The 15698-nt window shown below is 70.5% G+C and carries 16 protein-coding genes; 9 read left to right on the forward strand and 7 right to left on the reverse strand.

Annotated features, from left to right (window positions below; translation table 11 throughout):
• Positions 1 to 27 precede the first annotated feature (27 nt).
• Entirely contained in the window at positions 28 to 1323 is a 1296-nt protein-coding gene (locus O3438_RS08785; RefSeq protein WP_269679483.1) for an extracellular solute-binding protein, read from the reverse strand.
• 256 nt (positions 1324 to 1579) lie between these two features.
• Between O3438_RS08785 and O3438_RS08790 the strand changes: the two genes are divergently transcribed.
• Complete coding sequence (locus O3438_RS08790) at positions 1580 to 3205, forward strand: glycoside hydrolase family 43 protein (protein WP_269679484.1); 1626 nt, start codon at positions 1580 to 1582, stop codon at positions 3203 to 3205.
• 45 nt (positions 3206 to 3250) lie between these two features.
• Here O3438_RS08790 and O3438_RS08795 read toward each other — a convergent pair whose 3' ends face one another.
• A complete protein-coding gene (locus tag O3438_RS08795; RefSeq protein WP_269679485.1) occupies positions 3251 to 3874 on the reverse strand; it encodes a hypothetical protein in 624 nt (207 codons plus the stop codon).
• A gap of 281 nt (positions 3875 to 4155) precedes the next feature.
• Here O3438_RS08795 and O3438_RS08800 point away from each other — a divergent pair, with 281 nt between their 5' ends.
• From O3438_RS08800 to O3438_RS08825, 6 genes are all read left to right on the forward strand, one after another.
• The gene (locus tag O3438_RS08800) at positions 4156 to 5361 is read left to right on the forward strand and encodes a chitosanase (protein WP_442929579.1); all 1206 of its coding nucleotides are present in this window, start codon (positions 4156 to 4158) and stop codon (positions 5359 to 5361) included.
• 409 nt (positions 5362 to 5770) lie between these two features.
• Positions 5771 to 6163: a MerR family transcriptional regulator gene (locus O3438_RS08805; RefSeq protein WP_269679487.1), complete on the forward strand. Its 393-nt coding sequence runs from the start codon at positions 5771 to 5773 to the stop codon at positions 6161 to 6163.
• Positions 6133 to 6480 carry a thioredoxin gene (gene trxA, locus O3438_RS08810; protein WP_269679488.1) on the forward strand — a complete coding sequence of 116 codons (348 nt, stop codon included), beginning with the start codon at positions 6133 to 6135 and terminating at the stop codon, positions 6478 to 6480. Before O3438_RS08805 ends, trxA begins: the two co-directional genes overlap by 31 nt.
• 110 nt (positions 6481 to 6590) lie before the next feature.
• Positions 6591 to 7841: an HNH endonuclease signature motif containing protein gene (locus tag O3438_RS08815; RefSeq protein WP_269679489.1), complete on the forward strand. Its 1251-nt coding sequence runs from the start codon at positions 6591 to 6593 to the stop codon at positions 7839 to 7841.
• 201 nt (positions 7842 to 8042) lie between these two features.
• Entirely contained in the window at positions 8043 to 8642 is a 600-nt protein-coding gene (locus O3438_RS08820; RefSeq protein ID WP_269679490.1) for a hypothetical protein, read from the forward strand.
• A gap of 51 nt (positions 8643 to 8693) precedes the next feature.
• Positions 8694 to 10586 carry an ABC transporter ATP-binding protein gene (locus tag O3438_RS08825; protein ID WP_442929580.1) on the forward strand — a complete coding sequence of 631 codons (1893 nt, stop codon included), beginning with the start codon at positions 8694 to 8696 and terminating at the stop codon, positions 10584 to 10586.
• Between the two features lie 174 nt (positions 10587 to 10760).
• Here O3438_RS08825 and O3438_RS08830 read toward each other — a convergent pair whose 3' ends face one another.
• The 5 genes from O3438_RS08830 to O3438_RS08850 all read right to left on the reverse strand — a co-directional run bounded on the left by O3438_RS08830 (position 10761) and on the right by O3438_RS08850 (position 14594).
• Positions 10761 to 11303 carry a PepSY domain-containing protein gene (locus O3438_RS08830; protein ID WP_269679491.1) on the reverse strand — a complete coding sequence of 181 codons (543 nt, stop codon included), beginning with the start codon at positions 11301 to 11303 and terminating at the stop codon, positions 10761 to 10763.
• Between the two features lie 108 nt (positions 11304 to 11411).
• Complete coding sequence (locus O3438_RS08835) at positions 11412 to 11891, reverse strand: GNAT family N-acetyltransferase (protein WP_332367454.1); 480 nt, start codon at positions 11889 to 11891, stop codon at positions 11412 to 11414.
• Between the two features lie 78 nt (positions 11892 to 11969).
• The gene (locus O3438_RS08840) at positions 11970 to 12524 is read right to left on the reverse strand and encodes a DUF5872 domain-containing protein (RefSeq protein WP_269679492.1); all 555 of its coding nucleotides are present in this window, start codon (positions 12522 to 12524) and stop codon (positions 11970 to 11972) included.
• A gap of 28 nt (positions 12525 to 12552) precedes the next feature.
• A complete protein-coding gene (locus O3438_RS08845; protein ID WP_269679493.1) occupies positions 12553 to 13902 on the reverse strand; it encodes a sensor histidine kinase in 1350 nt (449 codons plus the stop codon).
• Entirely contained in the window at positions 13899 to 14594 is a 696-nt protein-coding gene (locus tag O3438_RS08850) for a response regulator transcription factor (RefSeq protein WP_088989039.1), read from the reverse strand. The genes O3438_RS08845 and O3438_RS08850 overlap by 4 nt, the downstream gene beginning before the upstream one ends.
• 102 nt (positions 14595 to 14696) lie before the next feature.
• On the opposite strand from O3438_RS08850, the gene O3438_RS08855 reads away from it, so the two are divergent.
• Together O3438_RS08855 and O3438_RS08860 are read left to right on the forward strand one after the other, a co-directional pair.
• Positions 14697 to 15176: a septum formation initiator gene (locus O3438_RS08855; protein ID WP_269679494.1), complete on the forward strand. Its 480-nt coding sequence runs from the start codon at positions 14697 to 14699 to the stop codon at positions 15174 to 15176.
• 63 nt (positions 15177 to 15239) lie between these two features.
• Positions 15240 to 15656 carry a hypothetical protein gene (locus O3438_RS08860; RefSeq protein ID WP_269679495.1) on the forward strand — a complete coding sequence of 139 codons (417 nt, stop codon included), beginning with the start codon at positions 15240 to 15242 and terminating at the stop codon, positions 15654 to 15656.
• Positions 15657 to 15698: the final 42 nt, after the last annotated feature.

Here is a 15698-nt window from a genome sequence, read left to right on the forward strand (position 1 = left end):
CGGCTACGGACGGGTGACGGGTCACGATCAGGCGGTCTTTGCCACCTGCGTGATGTCCTTGACGATCGCCGCCGGCGACTTCTTGCCGGCGATGATCTCCGCGACGCTGTCGTTGATCTGCTGCCCGAGCGCGGGCGCGTACGCCTGGTCGAGGTAGAGCTGGAAGCCGGTGTTCTTGGACAGGGCCTCCGCGACGGCCTTGTTGTTGGGGTCGCTGATGGCGGAGGTGGCGTCCTTCACCGTCGGCAGCACCGCGCCGGTCTGCGCGGAGCGCTTCTGGTTCTCGACGCTGAGCAGGAACTTCAGGAAGTCGATGGTGGCGGCCGGCGCGTCCTTGCCGACGGCGAAGCCGTTGCCACCGCCGAAGACCTCGGTCGCCGCGCCCTTGCCGCCTTCCACGGAGGGGAACGGGAAGAAGCCGAGCTTGTCGCCGAGGCCCTTCTTGCTGGTGGAGCTGGACGCCTGCACCGCCGGTGCCCACTGCCCCATCAGCTCCATGCCGGCGTTGCCGTTGCCCATGGTGGCGGCCTGACCGTCGGGCGAGCCGAACTCCGCGCCGAGGAAGCCCTTCTGGAACGGTTGCAGGTCGACGAGCTCCTTGAGCCGCTCACCGGCGGCGACAAGGTCGGGGGTGTCGAAGTTCTTGCTGTCGACGGCCTTCTGCAGCGCGTCGACACCACCGATGCGCATCGCGAGGTAGGACCAGTAGAAGTGGGCCGGCCACTTGTCCTTGCCGGCCAGCGCGACCGGGGTGATGCCGGCGGCCTTGAGCTTGCGGACCGCGTCGAGAACGCCGTTCCAGGTGGTGGGGGTCTCGGTGATGCCGGCGCGGGTGAAGAGCTCCTTGTTGTACCAGAACCCGACCATGCCGATGTCGAACGGAATGCCGTAGATCTTGCCGTCGATCGTGTACGGCTGCATGGCGGCGGGCAGGATGCCGGCGACCAGGTCCTTCACGTCGTCGGTGAGGTCCTTGACCAGGCCCGCGTCCACCTGCTGCTTCAGCACGCCGCCACCCCAGGACTGGAACAGGTCCGGCGGGTCGCCCGCCTGGGTGGCGGTGGTGAGCTTGGCCTTGAACGCCTCGTTCTCCAGGGGCTGGATGGTGAACGTGACGTTGCTGTGCGCGGACTTGTACTCGTTGGCCATCGCCTGCCAGACCGGGAGCATCGGCTCGGTGTTCTGGATGTGCCACCAGTTGATGGTCTGCGGGGCGTTCGGGTCGCCGGACTTGTCGTCACCGCTACAGGCGCTCAGCAGGTACGCGCCAGCGCCGGCACCGGCGAGGCCGAGCAGCGTTCGGCGGGAAAGGTGCGGGGTCATGATCCATCCCTTCGGGAACTCACGGGGTGCTCGGTTGCCGGCCGGGCCGGCGTGGTGGGAACCTATGGATCTCCGGAACTTTCAAAAAGCTTCGCCGGTATTACCGGTCGATGGCGGGCACGCTACGAGCTGTTTCCGCAACGGTCAAGCCCTCTGTCCTATTGCGAAAAGACCGGCTAGCGTAGGCAGGACTTCCAGCGATCCGGGACCGCAAGTTTCCGGAAGTTCCAGACAGCCCGTCCAGAGGAGCCCCTACGTGTCGACCGACATCGCTAACGTGGCGACCGCTACCCGGTCGATCCGCAACCCCGTCCTCGCCGGATTCCACCCGGATCCGTCGATCCTGCGGGTCGACGACGACTACTACCTGGCTACCTCGACCTTCGAGTGGTATCCGGGCGTGCGTGTGCACCATTCGCGTGATCTCGTGAACTGGCGCACCCTGAGCGGGGTCATCACCGACCGCCGCCTGCTCGACCTGCGTGGCTGCGGTGACTCCAACGGCGTGTGGGCACCCGACCTGACGTACCACGACGGTCTGTTCTACCTCGTCTACAGCGACGTGGCCAGCTTCGCCAGCGGCTACTGGGACCCGCAGAACTTCCTGGTGACCGCCGAGGACATCGCCGGCCCCTGGTCGGACCCGGTGAAGCTGCACGGGCGCGGCTTCGACGCGGCGCTGTTCCACGACGAGGACGGCACCACGTGGCTGCTGAGCATGAGCGCGGACTGGCGACCCGGCCGGGACCGCTTCGGCGGCATCGAGATCCAGCAGTACGACCGGGCCGAGCGTCGACTGGTCGGCAGCCCGCGCATGCTGTTCACCGGCACGTCGGTCGGCGTCACCGAGGGTCCGCACATCTACCGCCACGACGGGTGGTACTGGCTGATCACCGCCGAGGGCGGCACCAGTTGGGAGCACCAGGTCACCGTGGCGCGGTCCCGGGAGCTATTCGGGCCGTACGAGGTCGATCCGGACGGGCCGCTGCTCACGTCCGTCGGTCGCCCCGACCTGCGGTTGCAGAAGGCGGGTCACGGCAGCCTGGTGCGTACCCAGACCGACGAGTGGTACCTGGCCCACCTGGTGGGGCGCCCCTACTCCCCGCTGGGCAGTTGTGTGCTCGGCCGGGAGACCGCGATCCAACGGGTCGAGTGGCCGTCGGGTGAATGGCCGAAGATCGCCGGCGGTGTTCCGGCGGACGAGGTCGTCGCACCCGACCTGCCCGCGCACCCGTGGCCGGCGGAGCCCGAGACCGACCACTTCGACGCCCCCGAGCTGGGCCTGTGCTGGTCGACGCTGCGCCGACCGGCCAGCACCGACTGGGTCGACCTGCACGCCCGCCCGTCGTACCTGCGGATCCACGGCGGGCAGTCGCCGGTCGGGCGGCAGGCTCCGAGCCTGGTCGCGCGACGGGTCGGGGCGATGCACTGCTCGCTGGAGACCGTTGTGGAGTTCGACCCCGCCGACCACCGGCAGCTCGCCGGGATCACCGCGTACTACAACACGCTGAACTGGCACCACCTCTACCTGACCCGCGACGACGACGGGCGGACGGTGCTGGAGTTGCTCAGCTCCGACAACGGGAGGCGCACCCCGTACCCGGATCTGACCGTCGACGTCAGCGGCGTCACCCGGGTCGGCCTGCGGGCCGTGTTCGACGGGCCGGTGGTGCGTTTCGACTACGACCTCGGCGCCGGTTGGCAGCCGGCCGGCATCGACCTGGACGCGACCATCCTGTCCGACGAGCACGCCGCGCTGATCATCGACGGTGAGCCGGCGGCGTGGGGCTTCACCGGGTCGTTCCTCGGCCTGTGGGTGCAGGATCTCGGCGGCGACGGCGCGTACGCCGACTTCGACCTGGCCACCTACCGGGAGCAGTGAGCACGCGGACGGCACCCGGTGGGTGCCGTCCGCGTTCCATAGTTGCTACTTGACCTGGGCGGCGACGGCGCGCAGCTGGCCGAGGGTGGTGCGGAAACCGTGGCCCGACGCGGCCGGGTCCTCGGTGACCAGGCCGCTGACGGCCATGGCCTGCGAGCGGGACGCCGCGACCGCATCGTCGCCGTCCCCGGTCACGTCGAACACACCGAAGTCTCCGCTGAGCGTGCGGAACGTCGGGGCGGCCGGGTCCTTGGCGAGGTAGAGCACCGCGACCTGGCCCGGTTCGAGCGTGGACATGTGGGCCATGTCCGGCACGCCTGCGGGCAGGCTGGCGAGCGTGATGCGCGCCCCGGCGTTCACGGACGCCCCGTTCGCCGCACGCAGCACCTCGTCGACCCGGAAGCCGGCCGGCTCGACCTCACCGCGTACCACCAGGTCCGCGGTCTCGCTGAGTTGCCGCACCGTGCCGTACCCGCGCAGCTTGCCCTGCGCCGGCGGCGGCGCCGCGTCGGTCGGCGCGACAGCGGTCGGCGCGGCGGCGCTGCTCGTGGCGGGCGCGCCGACCGGGTCGGCGCCGTCGGTGCCGCCGCAGGCGGACAGCGCCGCCACGGCGAGCACGGCGGCGGCCGTGGCCCGGAGAGGCCGGGTACGGCGGGGGTCGACTGCCATGGAGCACTCCTTGCGTCTCGGTGCCGTCCCGGGTCTGCTCGCTCGGGACCGCGGCACTGCTGACGACATCTAACTGTGCGGTCCGGGCATCGAGCTCTCGGGTAGCCGTCGACGAGGTGAACATGCCTCGTCACGGACGGCTGACGTCGATTGACGGCACACCCACGTACTGATATCTGTTAATACAGTTTCCTGATGCTCGCGGTGCCCGCCGGGGGCCGATGCGCCGCGCCGGGCCATCGACCGGCCGGCGGCGCACCACCCCTCCCCCAAGGACCCCCATGGTGCACAGAAGAACAGCCACCTACGTCGCGGGCACCCTGCTGATCGGCGTCGCCGCCGTCGGCTACGGCATACCGTCGGCGAGTGCCGCCACCGCCGGCCCGATCACCGGCCTCGCCGGCAAGTGCGTCGACGTGGCCGGTGCGAACCCGGCCAACGGCACGGCCGTCCAGCTCTACGACTGCAACGGCAGCGCGGCCCAGACGTGGACCGTCGGCAACACCGACAACTCGATCCGGGCACTCGGCAAGTGCCTCGACGTCACTGCCGCGTCGACCGCCAACGGTGCCAAGATCCAGCTGTACGACTGCAACGGCACCGGCGCGCAGAAGTGGACCGCCAGCAACGGCGCTCTCGTCAACTCCGCCTCCGGCAAGTGCCTCGACGTCACCGACCGCAGCACCGCCAACGGCGCCCGGTTGCAGATCTGGACCTGCGGCGGCACCTCCAACCAGCAGTGGACCCTGCCCGGCGGCGGCAGCACCCCTCCGCCCACCACCCCGGCCGGGACCAACCTCGACGATCCGACGAAGAAGGACGTCGCCATGAAGCTCGTCTCGGCTGCGGAGAACTCCTCCCTCGACTGGCGTGCCCAGTTCTCCTACATCGAGGACATCGGCGACGGGCGCGGCTACACCGCCGGCATCATCGGCTTCTGCTCCGGCACCGGCGACATGCTCGAACTGGTGCAGGCGTACACCAACAGCAAGCCCGGCAACGTGCTGGCCGGCTACCTGCCGGCGCTGCGCGCCGTCAACGGCACCCCCTCGCACTCGGGCCTCGACCCGAACTTCCCCCGCGACTGGCGCACGGCGGCCAACGACTCGGTCTTCCGGGCCGCCCAGGAGGCCGAGCGGGACCGCGTCTACTTCAACCCATCGGTACGCGACGGCAAGAACGACCAGGTCCGGGCACTCGGCCAGTTCGCCTACTACGACGCGGCAGTCATGCACGGGTACGAGGGCATGCGTCAGATCCGCAACCGCGCCCTCGCCCGGGCGAAGCCCCCCGCGCAGGGCGGTGACGAGCGGACCTGGCTCAACGCGTTCCTCGACGAGCGGGTCATCGAGATGAAGAAGGAGGAGGCCCACTCCGACACGTCCCGGGTCGACACGGCCCAGCGGGTGTTCCTCAACAACGGCAACTTCAACCTGAACACGCCGTTGACTTTCGCCGTCTACGGCGACCAGTTCCGCATCGGCTAAGGCCTGTTTCATCAGGGCGGTCGAGCCGAGGCGGAGGCCGGACGGCGACCCGGCAAGGCGCGGTTTCGTCCGGATACAACACCGGTATCCGGAGGAAACCGCAACGCCGCCGGTCGTCGTCCGGGCCCGCCGCAGGCCGGCCAGTTCTTATGAAACAGGCCTTAGGACTCACACGCTCAGGGCGCCGGCAACCCGGCGCCCTGAGCCGTGTCCGGGGTCGGCCCGGCCACCGGTCGGGCGGCTTGGGCGGGCCGGGCCGGGCCGGGCTGGGCGGGCCGGGCTGGGCGGGCCGGGCTGGGGCGGCTGGACTGGGGCGGCTGGGCTGGGGCGGCTGGGCTGGGGCGCAGCCTTGCCTTGACGCTGACGACAAGGTTTAGCCTGGTCGCGACAGGCTGGTCGAGGAGGTCTGATGCTGATCGGCGAGCTGGCGGAACGGGCCGGCACGAGCACCCGGACGCTGCGCTACTACGAAGCCCACGGCTTGGTCCACCCGCAGCGCTCGGCGAACGGCTACCGCGTCTACGACGAGGCGGAGCTGCGGGTCGTCCGGGAGATCCGGGCGCTGCTCGACGTCGGCTTCGGCCTCGACGACGTCCGTCCGTTCGTCGCCTGCCTGCGGGCGGGCAACGCGTCCGGCGACGTCTGTCCCGATTCCGTGCTGGTGCTGCGACGCAAGCTCGCCGAGGTCGACGACTACCTCGAACGGCTCGGAGCGGTCCGTCAGCAGTTGCACACCCAGCTCACCCACGCCATCGCGCACCGGGAGGAAACATGCCCCAGGAAACGAGCGTCAGCTCCCTGATCACCGTCACCGACGACACGTTCGCCGAGCAGGTGCTGGCCAGCGACCGGCCCGTCGTGGTGGACTTCTGGGCAGAGTGGTGCCCGCCCTGCAAGATGATCGAGAAGAGTCTCGTCGAGCTGGCACAGGAGTTCGGCGACCGGATGGTCATCGCCAAGCTCAACTCCGACGAAAACCCGCAGGCCACGCGTCGCTACGCGGTCATGTCCCTGCCGACGCTGCTGGTGTTCCGTGGGGGCGAGGTCGTCGGCTCGGTCGTCGGATCCAGGCCGAAACTCCACCTGCGGCAGAGCCTGACCATGCACGCGGGCCTGTGACCGTCACCCCCGCCATGCACTTCAGCACCTCAAGGAACCTCCACGCTCGGCCTGACAGCAATCGATCACGCTGACTGAGTTTTGTCGTACACCTGTTCTAGTCTCTGGTCATGGTGGAGGAGTTGGCGCAGGCAGACGACGCGGTCGCTGCCTGCGTCGACGCCGCCGTCTGGTCCCTGCCGGAACACGACCTGATCGCGGCACTCGACGCCGCGCACCGCCTTCAGCAACGCCTCGCCGCCGTCACCCTGACCCTGGTCCGTGAGATCGACGGCCGCGGCACCGCCCGCACCCACGGCGCCTCCACCACCGCCGTGTGGTTACGCGAACGCCTGCGGATGACCGTTCCGGCCGCGCGCCGCCTGGTCGACCTCGCCACCGCCCTGGACACCGGCAACCCCGGCATCCGACAAGCACTGGCCGACGGTGCCATCAACCTGGACCAGGCCCGCGTCATCGCCGACACCGCCACGACCGTGCAGACCACCGCCGATACCGAAACCGCCGACAAGGCCGTCGGCGTCCTCGTGGAATGGGCCGGGCAGTTCGACCCCACCCTGCTGCGTCGCATGGGCACCCGGATCCTCGACCACGTCGCCCCCGACCTCGCCGACGCCGCCGCCGAAGCCGCCCTCGCCGCCGAGGACGCCCGCGCCACCCGCGACCGACACCTCACCCTGTCCACGCAAACCGACGGTCGGCTGCGGCTCACCGGCACGCTCGATGCCGAAACGGCAGGTCTGCTGCGGGCCGCCATCGACCCGCTCAGCGCACCCGCCGGCCCGGACGACACCCGCTGCGCCGGGCAACGCCGCCACGACGCCCTCGCCGACGTGTGCCGGCTCGCCCTGCGCACCGGTGACCTGCCCGACAGCGGCGGCGACCCGGCCCAGATCGTCGTCACCACCGGCTACGACGCGTTGACCCGGCACCTCGGCGCCGGCGCCCTCGACATCGGCCTTCAGCTCACCCCCGACACGGTGCGCCGGCTGGCCTGCGACGCTGCCATCCTGCCCGCCGTCCTCGGCGGCGCGGGCCAGGTCCTCGACGTCGGTCGACAACGCCGACTCGTCACCGGTGCGCTGCGTCGTGCGCTGGTGCTACGCGACGGCGGATGCGCCTTCCCCGGCTGCGACCGCCCACCCCGCTGGTGCAACGCCCACCACATCCACCACTGGGCCGACGGCGGCCCCACCAACCTCACCAACGCCGTCCTGCTCTGCGGCCACCACCACCGACACATCCACCACAGCCAGTGGACAGTCCGACTCGGCGACAACGGACGACCCGAGTTCATCCCGCCTGCCTGGCTCGACCCCGATCAGATCCCCCGCCGCAACCATTACCACCGACGCAGATAGTGGTGGCGAGCACGAAGATTTGAGCGGCCCGACGAGCCGAGCCCTCGTCCCGGCTACCGCTCGTTGCGGTATGCGCTCCTGCACCCAGTGGGCCTGTCGTCCTCGGCTGGTGGCCTGCGATATCTTGCGCGCTGGACGCGAGGACGGGGATGGTGCTCAATGAGGCGCACAAGACTGTCAGGCTCAGCGGTCGTCGGCACAGTGATCTCGGTGTTCCTGCTATCCACGACCGGGTGTACGAGGCAGGATGACGCACCCGCGCCGGCAGCCGTTACGCAGTCATCGCCCCCTGCGGTGGCGATGCGCGTCCACGGGCCGGCCACGCTTCTGGGCACCTGGCCCGAGTCCGTGGATCGAGGTCTACACGACCGCGCCAAGCAGAACATGGTCAACTTCAGGAAGTTGTCGAGCACCGAGCCCACCAGCCTGATGGGCACCGCCTACGTCCGGGCGAAGGAGGTCCAGTCCCGAGAGCGCGGGCTGCACATCCCCGGTGATGACCAGCGGGTGATCGTGATCAGCGCGTTGTCGGGCACGATCACCGATCCCACGGCGACGCTGAACAAGATCTTCGGCACCCTGACGAACGTCACCGACGTGCGCCCGGCCCCGCCTGGCCCTCTGGGTGGGGTGGCCGGCTGTGGCATCGGTCAGGCCACGACGGGGACTCGTGTCGACATCTGCGCATGGAGCGACCAACACACACTCGGCATGGTGACCTTCGTCGGCTTCCCGCGGACGGATGACCCGCCTGGTGTGTTCGGCCAGATCCGCGCCGAAGTGGAGCAACCGGCGAAATGACTTGACCTCAAGCTCGGGTGAGGTCCTAACCTCCGATATCGGAGGTAATGCATGAGCATGGAATTTGCCGCGTGGACGTCCCTGCACCACGCGATGAACGCACAGGATGAGCGTCCACTGTCCCGCGCCACGTTGAAGCGCATCGCGCAGTTCGCGCGGCCACACCGTCCGCTGATCGTCAGGTTCCTGTTGTTGAGCGTGGTGACGGCCGTCCTCACGGTTGCGGCGCCGATTCTCGCCGGCCGGGTGGTCGACGCGATCGTGGACGGCGCCGACAGCAGCCTCGTGATCCGCCTGGCGGTGCTGATCGCCCTGATCGCGCTCGCCGAGGCCGGCCTTGGTCTGGTGACGCGGTTTCTGTCCGCGAGCATCGGTGAGGGTCTGATCGTGCAGCTCCGGACGGCGGTCTTCGACCACGTCCAACGCATGCCCGTCGCGTTCTTCACCCGGACGCGCACAGGTGCGCTGGTCAGTCGGTTGAACAACGACGTGATCGGTGCGCAGCGGGCCTTCAGCGACACGCTGTCGAGCGTGGTCGGCAACACCGTCACGCTGGTCCTGACGTTGGCCGTGATGCTCACCTTCTCGTGGCAGATCACCGTGCTGGCGCTCGTGCTGCTGCCCATCTTCGTGCTTCCCGCCCGACGCATGGGGTCGAAGCTCGCCCGGTTGCAGCGGGAGGCCGCGGAGCACAACGCTGCCATGAGCACCCGCATGACGGAGCGCTTCTCCGCGCCCGGCGCCACGCTGGTCAAGCTGTACGGGCGGCCGACCGAGGAGTCCGCCGAGTTCGCGGCACGGGCCCGACGGGTGCGCGACATCGGCGTGCGTACCGCAATGCTCCAGTGGGTCTTCATCACCGCGCTCACCGTTGTCGGCTCGCTGGCGCTGGCCCTGGTGTACGGGCTGGGCGGCATCTACGCCCTACGGGGCAGCCTCGACGCCGGGACCGTGGTCGCTCTCGCACTGCTCCTGTCGCGCCTGTACGCGCCGTTGACGTCGTTGGCCAGCGCCCGGGTCGAGGTGATGAGCGCTCTGGTGAGCTTCGAGCGGGTGTTCGAGGTCCTGGACCTCAAGCCGCTGATCCTCGACAAGGCCGACGCCCGGCCCCTCCCCGAGGGACCGGTCGCTGTGGAGTTCGAGGGCGTACGGTTCGGCTACCCGTCGGCGGACAGGGTGTCGCTCGCGTCGCTGGAGGACGTGGCGAAGCTCGACACGCGTGGCGGCGAGGAAGTGCTGCACGGTGTGTCGTTCCGCGCCGAGGCGGGGCAGATGGTCGCGCTCGTCGGTTCCTCCGGGGCGGGCAAGTCGACCATCGCGCAGCTCGTGCCACGTCTGTACGACGTCGAGGACGGTGCGGTGAAGCTCGCCGACGTCGACGTACGCGACCTGTCGGCCGAGTCGATCCGGTCGGCTTTGGGTGTGGTGACCCAGGACGGGCACCTCTTCCACGAGAGCATCCGCGCCAACCTGGTGTTCGCTCGCCCGGACGCGACCGAGGACGAGATGTGGGACGTGCTGCGGCGGGCCCGGCTCGACGAGTTGATCCGCTCGCTCCCGGACGGGCTCGACACGGTCGTCGGCGAACGCGGTTACCGTTTGTCGGGGGGTGAGCGGCAGCGGCTCACCATCGCGCGGCTGCTGCTGGCCCGCCCGCGCGTGGTCATCCTCGACGAGGCGACAGCACATCTCGACTCCACCTCGGAGGCAGCGGTCCAGGATGCTCTCGCCGAAGCCCTGACCGGCCGGACGAGCGTGGTCATCGCACACCGGCTCTCCACCATCCGGGCGGCAGATCAGATCCTCGTCGTCGAGGACGGGCAGATCGTCGAACGGGGGCGGCACAGCGACCTGCTCGCCGCCGGCGGCCGTTACCAGGAGCTGTACAGCACCCAGTTCGCCCAGGACCAACCGGCCGTCCAGGAGCAACGCGTCGCCGTCTGAGCCGGGGCGGGCGGTGAACGACCAGTCGCCCACCGCGAACGAGCAGCAGGGTGGGCGACGAACGACCAGTCGCCCGCCCTGGGTGAGCCCCAGGGCGGGCGACGGCTTCAGACGGTGGGCGGGGCCCGTACCAGGAGCGGCCCCTACTCAATTCGGGGATCGATGATGACCAGGTCAGTCGTCGTCGTCCTTGTCATCGGCGTCGTCGTCCTTGTCGTCGTCGTCCTTGTCGTCGTCGTCATCGTCGTCGTCGACCGGCTCCTGCTCGGCCTTGACCACCGAGCCGTTGTCCCGGTCGACGTCCACCTCGTGCTCGGTGTCGCCAGCGACGATCTCGACGCTCCACACCGGTCGGCCGTTCTCCTGCTCGGCCTCGACCTCGACGATCTGACCGCCACCGGCCTTGGCGAGCGCGATCTCACCGGCACGCTTCTCGTCGACGGCGCTGCCCGCCGGCGCACCGCCGGTCGACGCACCACTTGACGGAGCGCCGCTCGACGGCGTACCCGATGGGGTGTCGGTCGACGGCGAGCCGCTGGCCGACGGCGAACCGCTGGCACCGGGCGCGTCCGTGGGCGTCGGGACGACGGTCGCCGCGGCGAGGGTCGTGCCGCCCGCCCGCGAGTCGTTCGCGGCGTTGACGCCCAGCGCGACCCCGGCCACCGCCAGCACCGCCGAACCGCCGACCGACGCCAGAAGCAGATTGGTGCGCTTCATCGTGGTGTCCACCTTTCCTCGGTTGTCGACTTCGAGGATCGGCTGAACCGGGATAGCAGCGCGCTGTCCGAACACTAAGGCCGGGTTAAAGCGTGCGGCGTGAACGGGTCAGAGCGCCATCTTCATGAAGACGTCGGCGCGGGCGTACGGCGGCGGCGGGACCTGATCGGGGCTGACGTGCTGGAAGCCGGCGGTTTCGTAGAGGTGCACGGCGTTCGGAAGCTTGGTGCTGCTGACCAGGAAGAGGGTGGTCGCGCCGAACTGGCGGGCGCGCGCGATCGCCGCCTCGATGAGCCGGCGGCCGAGGCCCCTGCCGCGCACCGCCGGGGTCACCGCCATCTTCGACAGTTCGAAGACGTCGTCCGAGCTACGGACCACTGCGACACAGCCGATGATCTTCCCGCCGTCGCGGACGATCAGCACGTCGCCGCCGGGTTCGACGATGGCGGCGAACGGGTCGTTGAGCGTCTTGCGGTCCGACTCCTCGATGGTGAAGAAGTGGGAGATCCACTCTTCGTTCAACGCCCGGAATGCCTCCGCCTCCTCGGTGGTCGTCATGGACGTGACGGTCAGCATGCTCGGGTTCATCGCCCGATTCTCCGGTCGCCGCCACTCGAACGTCCAACGTTTTAGGCAGGGGCGGGGCGCGCTGACCTGCTCGGCGCGCTAGCCACGCCGGTTGAGTTCCGCTTCGAGCCGCTGGACGAGCGTCTTGCGGTCCTTGCTGGCCCGTTCGTTACGCAGGGCGGTCTTGAGCTGGCGTGTGTCCAGGCCGCGGACCAGCTTGACCGCCTCGGTGACCGACATCTCCGTCATCCGGCCGGCAGTGGTGGCGTCTCGCCGCGCCCGTTTGGCCGGGCCGGTGTTGGCCACGTACTGCTTACCGGTCCGGGATGCTTCGCGCTTCTTGGTGTCGGTAGCGCGCTTCTGGCTCTCCGACATCTCGTCCCAGGCCTTCTTGGGCAGGTAGCGGCTCGTCGTGCCGCCCTGGCGGGCTCGGGTGTCGCCCTCCTTCGTCTGCCACTTCTCGTTGCCCCAGCGCTGCAGAGCCTTCTGCCGGTCGTCCTTCGGGCCCAGAAATCCCCCGCCGCGCCTCTTGTACTCCTGCGTGACCAGTTGCGACTTGCGGGCCGACCACTGCCCCGGCCTGCCGCCCTTGTCGGAGGCCTTGATCTCTTCCTTGATCTGTTCTCTGAGCTCGGGTTTCGTATACCGCGCCATGACTGGCAGCTACCCGGCAACGCAGCGGCTATGCCTCCGGCAACGACGCCGGAGGCAACGACGCCGGAGGCAACGACGCCGGAGGCAACGACGCCGGAGGCAACGACGCCGCCGGTCCGAGCCGCAGCAGCACCTGCGCCCCGCCACCCGGACCGGCACGCAGGTCCAGGCGACCGCCGGCGGCCTGCGCGGCGCGGCGGGCGATGTCCAGGCCGAGGCCCGTCGAACCGGCCGCGCTCGCGCCCCGCTGGACCGCGCCGGCCGGCATGCCCGGGCCCTCGTCGGCGACGGTGAGGACCACCTCCCCGGCGTCGCCGGCGAGCCGGACGGCGAACGGCGTGCCGTCGGGGGTGTGCGCGAAGACGTTGCCGAGCAGCGCGTCCACGGCCGCCGTCAGATGATCGGCGGCCACACCGACCGGGAGCGGGCCGGACGCCAGGTCGAGGGTGACGGCCCGACCGGTGTCCTCGGCCAGCACCGACCAGAACGCGACCCGGTCGGCGACGATCGCCGCCGCGTCCGCCGCGGCCGGCTGGGCCGCCGGTGAGTGCCGCCACCGGGCCTGTCGGATCAGCCCGGTGACCGCGCGTTCGAGACCGTCGGCCGCCGCCGTGATCCGGGCTGCGTCGTCCGGGTCGCGCAACGACTCCGCCTCCAGCCGCAACGCCGTCAGCGGGGTACGCAACTGGTGTGACAGGTCGGCGACCTGTTCGCGTTCCTGCACCAGCAGCACCTGGATGCGGGTGGCGAGGTGGTTGAGCGCGCCGGCCACCTCGCGCAACTCGGGCGGACCGGCGGGGGTGACCCGGGCGTCCAACTCGGCGTTGGCCAGGCGGTGGGAGACGGCGGAGAGGTCGCTGATCGGGCGGACCAGGGTGCGCGCCAACCGGTCGGCGACCAGCAACCCGATCAGCACGAGGATGACGCCGAGCAACGCCAGCACCAGCCACGCCCTGGTGACCCCGGCGGTCAGCTCGTGCTGCGGCACCGCGATCCGGATCACGCCGGTGCCGTCCGTCCGACCCTGCACGGCGATGACCACCTCCCGGCCGTCCGCCGACTCCCCGGTGAGGCTCTGCCCACGCGCGGCCAGCGCCACCGCCGGGGTGCGGGGGGTCTGCGCGCCGAGCACCGTCCCGTCCGGCAGGAAGACGCTCACCGGCCGTCCGGACTCCGCCGCGAGCTGCTCCACGGTGAGCCGGATGGTCGCCGCGTCGGCGGTGCCGACGACCGGCACCAGGCTCTGCGCGTCGGCGGTGGCCCGGACGGTGGCCCGGTCCTCCGCGACGGTACGGACCAGCAACGCCAGCGGCACCAGGAACGCGACGAGGGTGAGCACGCTGACCGCGGCGACCAGCAGCGCGAGACGTGCCCTCACGGCTGCGCCGCCGGCGCTTCGAGGCGGACCCCGACTCCGCGCACCGTGTGCAGGTAGCGAGGCTGCTGCGCGTTCTCCCCCAACTTGCGACGCAACCAGGACAGGTGCACGTCGACGGTCTTGTCCGCGCCGCCGTACGGGATCTGCCAGACCTCGGTGAGCAGCTCACGTTTGGTGACCACCTGGCCGGGTCGGCCGGCGAGGTGGTGCAGCAGGTCGAACTCGCGGGGGGTCAGCTCGACAGTCACCCCGTCCAGGGTGACCTGCCGGGCCCGGGGGTCGACGCGCAGCCCACCGACGACGAGCGCCGCCTCCTGCGCGTCGGCGCCGGAGGGGCCCCGGCGCAGTACCGCCCGGGCGCGGGCATCGAGCTGCGCCGCAGTGAACGGCTTGACCACGTAGTCGTCGGCGCCGGCGTCGAGCACGCGCACGATCTCGGTCTCGTCGTCACGTGCGGTGGCCACGATGACCGGTACCGAGCTGACCGCGCGCAGCATCCGCAGCAGTTCGCGCCCGTCCAGGTCGGGTAGGCCCAGGTCGAGCACGACGAGGTCGGGCCGGTCCTCCAGCGCGTCGCGGAGCCCGGCCATCGCGGTCGAGGCCGCGGCCACCGCATGGCCGCGTTCCCGGAGGGCACGGATCAGCGGGGTACGGATGGTCAGGTCGTCCTCGATGAGCAGCAGGCGGGCCACAGGTGGCAGGCTAACCGCTCCCGCCGCCGGCGAGACGCACGTTAACCGTGCCTTAGCCTGCGCATGTGCCGACGACAACGATTGATCGGGGATAGTCGGAGCATGGGCCGTCGTTCGATCCTCGTCGCCACCGGTTGGGTGGCCACCGCCGCTGCGGCAACCCTGATCGGGTTGGGCGCGATCCGGTTGGTGGGCGAGAGCATCACCGGCACCCCGGGCGGGGTGCGCAGCGAGGCCGAGATCGAGCGGGCGCTCGCCGCACCGGAACCGACGCCCAACGGCACGACGGGCGCTGTTCCTACCGCGCCGGGCACGAGCGCAGCACCGGGCACGAGCGCCGCGCCGAGCGCCAGCTCCGGGGTCCGCCGGGGATTCGCCACCGACGGTGGCACGGCCGTGGCCGAGTGCGGCGCCGGCGGGGTACGCCTCGTGTCCTGGGCGCCCGCGCAGGGCTACCGGGTCCGCGACGTGGACCGGGGCCCGGACGACGACGTCGAGGTCACGTTCCAGGGGCCGACCCGGGAGTACGAGTTGAAGGTGCGCTGCATCGGCTCGGAGCCGGTGTCCGTCGCCGACGACTGATCCGCCACAGCCCGGTACTGCTGGTGTTGTCGCGGTGGGCCACCATGTCGTCATGGTGGCGGGGTGGCGGGGTGGCGGGACGAGTCTGGTCGGCTCCACGCCTGGCGGGTGGGTCGACGCCGTCTCGCCTGGCGTCCCCGCTTTCCTCAAGGCACATGGCTCGCCGGCGGAGACGGCGGGCCGTTCGAGCTGCTCGTTCTCCCCTTTTTCGTCCTGATTGTCCTCGGCTACCTGGTCACCTGGCTCGCCGCGCTGCTGGCCACCGTGGTCGTCTGGCCGTATCGAGCGGTCTCCGGGCGTTGGCCGGTCGTCGCCTACCCGCTCGGTTCGTCTCCGGTCGCGCAGGATGACCAGCGCGGCGACCGGCCGTATCGGCGGCAGGTGACGAGCCGCGCCGCCGGAGCGGCGCTCACCCGGCAGTGGGCGCGCCACATCGAACAGCACGGCCACCCGGAACCCGCGCCACCGCCCACCAGGTGAGGGACGGACGTGGCCGGCACGGAGACCCGTGCCGGCCACGTC

Origin of the sequence: Micromonospora sp. WMMC250, from assembly GCF_027460215.1 — a bacterium.
In the GTDB taxonomy this organism is placed as follows: Bacteria; Actinomycetota; Actinomycetes; order Mycobacteriales; family Micromonosporaceae; genus Micromonospora; species Micromonospora taraxaci.

Excerpts from the sequence above, each read along its gene's own strand:
- O3438_RS08815 (WP_269679489.1), top strand. The coding sequence starts at position 6,591 with ATGGTGGAGGAGTTGGCGCAGGCAGACGACGCGGTCGCTGCCTGCGTC.
- O3438_RS08805 (WP_269679487.1), top strand. The coding sequence starts at position 5,771 with ATGCTGATCGGCGAGCTGGCGGAACGGGCCGGCACGAGCACCCGGACG.
- O3438_RS08825 (WP_442929580.1), top strand. The coding sequence starts at position 8,694 with ATGAGCATGGAATTTGCCGCGTGGACGTCCCTGCACCACGCGATGAAC.
- O3438_RS08855 (WP_269679494.1), top strand. The coding sequence starts at position 14,697 with ATGGGCCGTCGTTCGATCCTCGTCGCCACCGGTTGGGTGGCCACCGCC.
- O3438_RS08840 (WP_269679492.1), bottom strand. The coding sequence starts at position 12,524 with ATGGCGCGGTATACGAAACCCGAGCTCAGAGAACAGATCAAGGAAGAG.
- O3438_RS08800 (WP_442929579.1), top strand. The coding sequence starts at position 4,156 with ATGGTGCACAGAAGAACAGCCACCTACGTCGCGGGCACCCTGCTGATC.
- O3438_RS08830 (WP_269679491.1), bottom strand. The coding sequence starts at position 11,303 with ATGAAGCGCACCAATCTGCTTCTGGCGTCGGTCGGCGGTTCGGCGGTG.
- trxA (WP_269679488.1), top strand. The coding sequence starts at position 6,133 with ATGCCCCAGGAAACGAGCGTCAGCTCCCTGATCACCGTCACCGACGAC.
- O3438_RS08795 (WP_269679485.1), bottom strand. The coding sequence starts at position 3,874 with ATGGCAGTCGACCCCCGCCGTACCCGGCCTCTCCGGGCCACGGCCGCC.
- O3438_RS08835 (WP_332367454.1), bottom strand. The coding sequence starts at position 11,891 with ATGAACCCGAGCATGCTGACCGTCACGTCCATGACGACCACCGAGGAG.
- O3438_RS08785 (WP_269679483.1), bottom strand. The coding sequence starts at position 1,323 with ATGACCCCGCACCTTTCCCGCCGAACGCTGCTCGGCCTCGCCGGTGCC.